Annotated in this window: 5 protein-coding genes; 1 reads left to right on the forward strand and 4 read right to left on the reverse strand. The window is 67.6% G+C overall.

Annotated features, from left to right (window positions below; translation table 11 throughout):
* From A9X03_RS25095 to A9X03_RS25105, 3 genes are all read right to left on the reverse strand, one after another.
* Positions 1-649, reverse strand: a 649-nt coding sequence (locus A9X03_RS25095) for an NRAMP family divalent metal transporter (RefSeq protein WP_231975463.1), incomplete at its 3' end; no start/stop codon positions are given.
* Entirely contained in the window at positions 646-1977 is a 1332-nt protein-coding gene (locus A9X03_RS25100; protein WP_067782089.1) for a magnesium transporter MgtE N-terminal domain-containing protein, read from the reverse strand. The genes A9X03_RS25095 and A9X03_RS25100, both read right to left, overlap by 4 nt.
* A 206-nt stretch (positions 1978-2183) precedes the next feature.
* Entirely contained in the window at positions 2184-2930 is a 747-nt protein-coding gene (locus A9X03_RS25105; protein WP_068263515.1) for a sensor domain-containing protein, read from the reverse strand.
* Positions 2931-3067: 137 nt separating this feature from the next.
* On the opposite strand from A9X03_RS25105, the gene A9X03_RS25110 reads away from it, so the two are divergent.
* Positions 3068-3433, forward strand: a complete 366-nt coding sequence (locus A9X03_RS25110; protein WP_067782096.1) for a VOC family protein — start codon at positions 3068-3070, stop codon at positions 3431-3433.
* Here A9X03_RS25110 and A9X03_RS25115 read toward each other — a convergent pair whose 3' ends face one another.
* The gene (locus A9X03_RS25115) at positions 3434-4321 is read right to left on the reverse strand and encodes a DMT family transporter (RefSeq protein WP_067748257.1); all 888 of its coding nucleotides are present in this window, start codon (positions 4319-4321) and stop codon (positions 3434-3436) included. It abuts the gene before it with no gap.
* Between the last annotated feature and the right edge of the window lie 156 nt (positions 4322-4477).

A 4477-nucleotide genomic window follows, 5' to 3' on the forward strand; every position in this document is an offset into this window, starting at 1 on the left:
TGCTGGGTATCACGAACGATTTGGCGGCCTGACGCCACTGGGGGTGGGACATCAGCAGCATCGGGATCTGCAGCAGCGTCACGGCGATGAAAATGAACATGGCGCGCTCCCAGCGGCGGAAGCTCCCGCTCGCCATGATCGCGACCAGCGCCACCGCCGAGACCGGCACCACAACGTATTTGGAGACGCCGATGAATTCGGCGGCCAGGCTGATGCCGATGAATTCGGTGACGATCGTCAGGAAGTTGAGCAGGAACAGGTCGCCGACCGAGAACCAGCCCCAGCCGCGGCCGAAGCGTTCGTTGATCAGCCGCGCGTGCCCGACGCCGGTGACCGCGCCGAGCCGCACCACCATCTCCTGGTTGACGATCAGGACGGGTATCAACAGCAGCAGCACCCACAGCAGGGAGTAGCCGTAGTTCTGTCCGGCCTGGGCGTAGGTGGCGACGCCGCCGGCGTCGTTGTCGCCGACCATCACGATGATTCCGGGACCGACGATCGCGAGCAGGGTCAGCAACCGCGTCTTCCAGGTGCGGCCGTGCTCGGTTTCGCCGACGCTGATGCGACCGAACGCGCCCTCGATGTCACCGAGGTGCGCGGCGTCCAGCACCGCGCTGGGCCGGTGAATCTCTTCGCGACCGGTCGTCACAGCGCATTACCTCCCGGCACGCGCGCGCTCTGGTCACCGGGAATCTCGCGCACGGGACGCGGCGCGGGCTCTCGCCGGCGCCAATCCTCCGGGATGGTCGCCTCGAGCACGTCGTCGACGGTGACCACCCCGAGCACGCGATCCTGGTCGTCGACCACCGGGATGGAGTAGAGGTTGAAGTCGGCCATCAACAGCGCGACATCGGTCAGGTCGGCGTCCGGCGTGACCCGCACCGGATCGGAATCCATCAGCCGCGCAAGGGTTTCACCGGCCGGGGCCTGCAACAAGGTGATGACCGAGACGACACCGTCGAGCCGTCTGTCCTCGTCGATCACATGCACTTTGATCAGCGCCTCCGGCTGTATGGTGCCGGCGGACGCGATCAGCGCCAGCGCTTCGGCCGCCGTGGTGGCGGCCGCGCACGAGACGAAGTCGACGTTCATCAGGCCGCCGGCGCTCTCGGGGTTGAAGCCCATCAGGGTGATGACCTTGGTGCGCTGCGGGCCCGGCATCAACTCCAGCACGCGCCGGCGCCGCGACTGGCGCAGGTCGGCGATCGCGTCGGCGGCGTCGTCGGCCCGCATCCGGCCCAGCAGCGCGGCGACCTCGTTGTCGGGCATGCCGTCGAGGAGCCGGCTGGCCTTGTCCGGCTCCAGCTCTTCGAACACGTCGGCTTCCAGTTCGGGGTCGCTGCGCACGCGGTCGAGGATCTCGCCGCCCTCGGCCTTGTCCGCCTCCTCGAGAAGGTCGGCGATCTCGGCGGCCTTGAACTCGCCGAAGCGGTCCGACAGGCGCCGCACGGCGTCCGAGCGGGCGTCGCCGATCAGCGGCTCGAACGCCTTCCAATCGCGGGCCGCGTGCCCGCCCGACTGCCTGATCAGTCCGAACAACCGCGGTGGCCGTCGGGTGTCCACGCGCGTCAGCATCCATCCGGCGCCGGTGTCTTCCAGTTCCACGTCGTAGGCGCGGATCAGCTCGACATTGGCCACATCGATCAGCCGGTGGCCCAACACGTCGGCGCGCAGCAGCACCTCACCTTCACGGCGCTCGAAGCCGCGAAGGTCAACCTTGTTCTTGGTCAACAGGACTCGGTCCGCGGCGTACTCGTCGATCGATTTGTCACCGATGAACACCCGCCGCCCGCCGACCCCGGCCACGATCCCGGTGACAAGGGGGTACTCGTCGGCGCCCCGCAGCCGCACGATCACGTCCTCGACACGGCCCACCGTTTCCCCGGCGCGGGCCAGCACCGGCGCACGCAGCAGCTGCGAGAGGTGGATCACCGGCCGTCCGCCGCCGCGTTCGGCCGCCTTCTCCGATGCGCCCATGCGTTTCCTCCTCGACACCCCGCCGCCGACCATCCGAGCAGACTGCACGAAACCGCGTCGCGACGCCGGGTGCAGCTACGGCTTACCGCCAGGATCGTTGGTGGCGCAAGTGTCGTCGCTTGACCGGGTTCGGCCGCAAGATCGTACGCCGGGGGCGCGGCGAGCAGCTACCGCCGATGGATGAACGGCGGGCGGCCATTGAGGTCCTATTGCTTGCCGATCTTCCCGGCGATCTGGTTGGCGATGTTGATGCCGAGATCTCCCGCGTCCTTGCGGCATGCGTCCACGTCGACGACGACGTTGCTGCGAACGGTCAACGCCCGCTGACACGGGACGGTCAAATTCACGCCGTTACGGCTGAAGCTCAGCGTTACGGTCGTGCTCAGCACCCCGTTGGCGTTGGTGACCGGTCCGACCTTCCACTGGAGTTCGGGATGGGCGCCGTCGGCGGGCACGGTGTCCAAGCGGTTGGCGCAGGCGGGCCATTGCTGCGATGAGGTGGTGAAAAACGCGTTCGCCTGGTCGGGCGCGGGGAACAACACGACAAACTGGTACACGTCAGGGCTTTCCAGGTCATCCGCGCCCGGGGGAGTGGGTGCAAGGTCGTGGTAGCCGTAAACCGCCGTGTACCCGCTGTCCGCATAAACGGGTGCCAGGGCCGCGTGGAGGGCGTACTTGCATTCGGCGGGAAGCGTGTAGTCGCTGCGCTTGGCTGTGTCTTCTTCCAGCGCGGTCTTCGGTGGGTCGCTGGTGGTGCCGGTGACCCCCAGCATCGTGTCGATATCGCTAGGGCTGAGCATGAGGTCGGGCAGCTGGGCCTTGATGAGGGGCGTCTTAGCCACAGCCGTGGTGCTGCTGGTGGTCGACGACGCGGCGCTCCCGCCATCGTGGCTGCAGCCGGCGAGCAGTATTCCGGCGGCGGCTATGGCGACTGAAGCTGTCAGCTGGCGCATGTCGAATGCCTTTCCTGCCTAGGCAAGCCTTTTCGCGCACCCCCAGCGCGTCCCCTATTCAGAAGTCGGTCCGATGCAGCGTACGTCAGCGGCCGGGTGTCGCGAGGGGGTTCGGGGCCAAGCGATATGTTCGCGGTGTGACCGCAGTTGACTTCACCTCGGTAGCGCCGATCGTCCCGGTACGGAATCTCGACGTCGCCCTGGATCGCTATCGACGACTCGGCTTCGCTGCACGCGCATACGACGGACCAGATCGCTACGGGTTCGTCGACCGTGGATCCGTATCCATCCACCTGACGGAGTGGGACGAGCACGACCCGTTGCGAACCGGTGCAAGCGTGTACCTCTACGTCAGCGATGCCGACGTCCTCCATGCGGAGTGGGCTGCACTGGAAGACCTCGAGGGCCGCCTGCTCCCACCGCAGGACACTCCCTACGGTCTGCGCGAATTCGCCTATGTCGATCCGGACGGCACGGCGCACCGGGTCGGCTCGCGCATCTGATCAAGCTGACACCGCGGGCTTTTCGCCGGTCGGCGGGGCCCCGGCGGCCTGGCTGTGGGCGAGTGCCACGGTCGCGGCCGCCATCACCGCGACCGACAGGCCCAGTGCCACCAGGCCGATGTCGTTGGTGCGCAGCGTCTCACCGAGCACGGTGACGCCGAGCACCGATCCGACGACGGGCTCGGCGACGGTCACGGCCGGAAGCGACGCGGTGAGCGGACCGGCCCGAAACGCGGACTGCTCCCAGGCCGTCGCCGCGATGGCCACCACCACCCACACGTACACCTCGGGCAGGCGCAGCAGCGCGGGGATGCCGCGGTCCAGCTGGTCGACCACACCCTTGGTCAGTACCGAAAACAATCCCCACAGCGAGCCCGACATCAGACCCAGCAGCAGCGCGCCAACGGTGCCGGGGAACATGCGCGCGCCGATCACGCACAGGATCAGCGCCGGACCCATGACCAATGCCACGATGCTCCAGGTATGCACAGACCCGCGCGGCGTTCCCTCCTGGGGGTCGCCGACCGTCACGACCACCGCGACCGCCGCGGCCAGCAGCACGGCCCAAATGCCTTGCCGCGCCGTGATTCTCCGGTGATTGGTCCGCGCGCTGATCAGCAACGCGAACAGCAACGACGTCACCAACAGCGCCTGCACCAGCACCACCGAGCCCAGGTCAAGCGCCGCTGCCTGCAAGCCGAACCCGGCGGCGGCCACCAGGCTGCCCGTCCACCATTGCCGATCGCGCAGGAGCTGGCGGAACAGAGCCATGGTTCCGACCGGCTTGTCGGTGACCTGTTGGGCGGATCGCTGCTGGATGACGTCTCCGAAACCCACCATCAGGGCGGACCCGACCGCGAGGAGCGCCGCGATATCCGTCTTGCCCAAGCGGACCTCCTGTGTAACCGGGGTTGCGACTCTAGACTTCTGGACGGTACGCGACACGGCGTTTCGAGGGGATGCACGCCATGAACGACACGAACTCCCGGATCGGCGTGCTGGCCACCGAGGTAATCGATCTGCTCATCGCCGCCGTCGACCAGG

The organism is Mycobacterium sp. E1715 (assembly GCF_001667625.1).
Taxonomy (GTDB): Bacteria; Actinomycetota; Actinomycetes; order Mycobacteriales; family Mycobacteriaceae; genus Mycobacterium.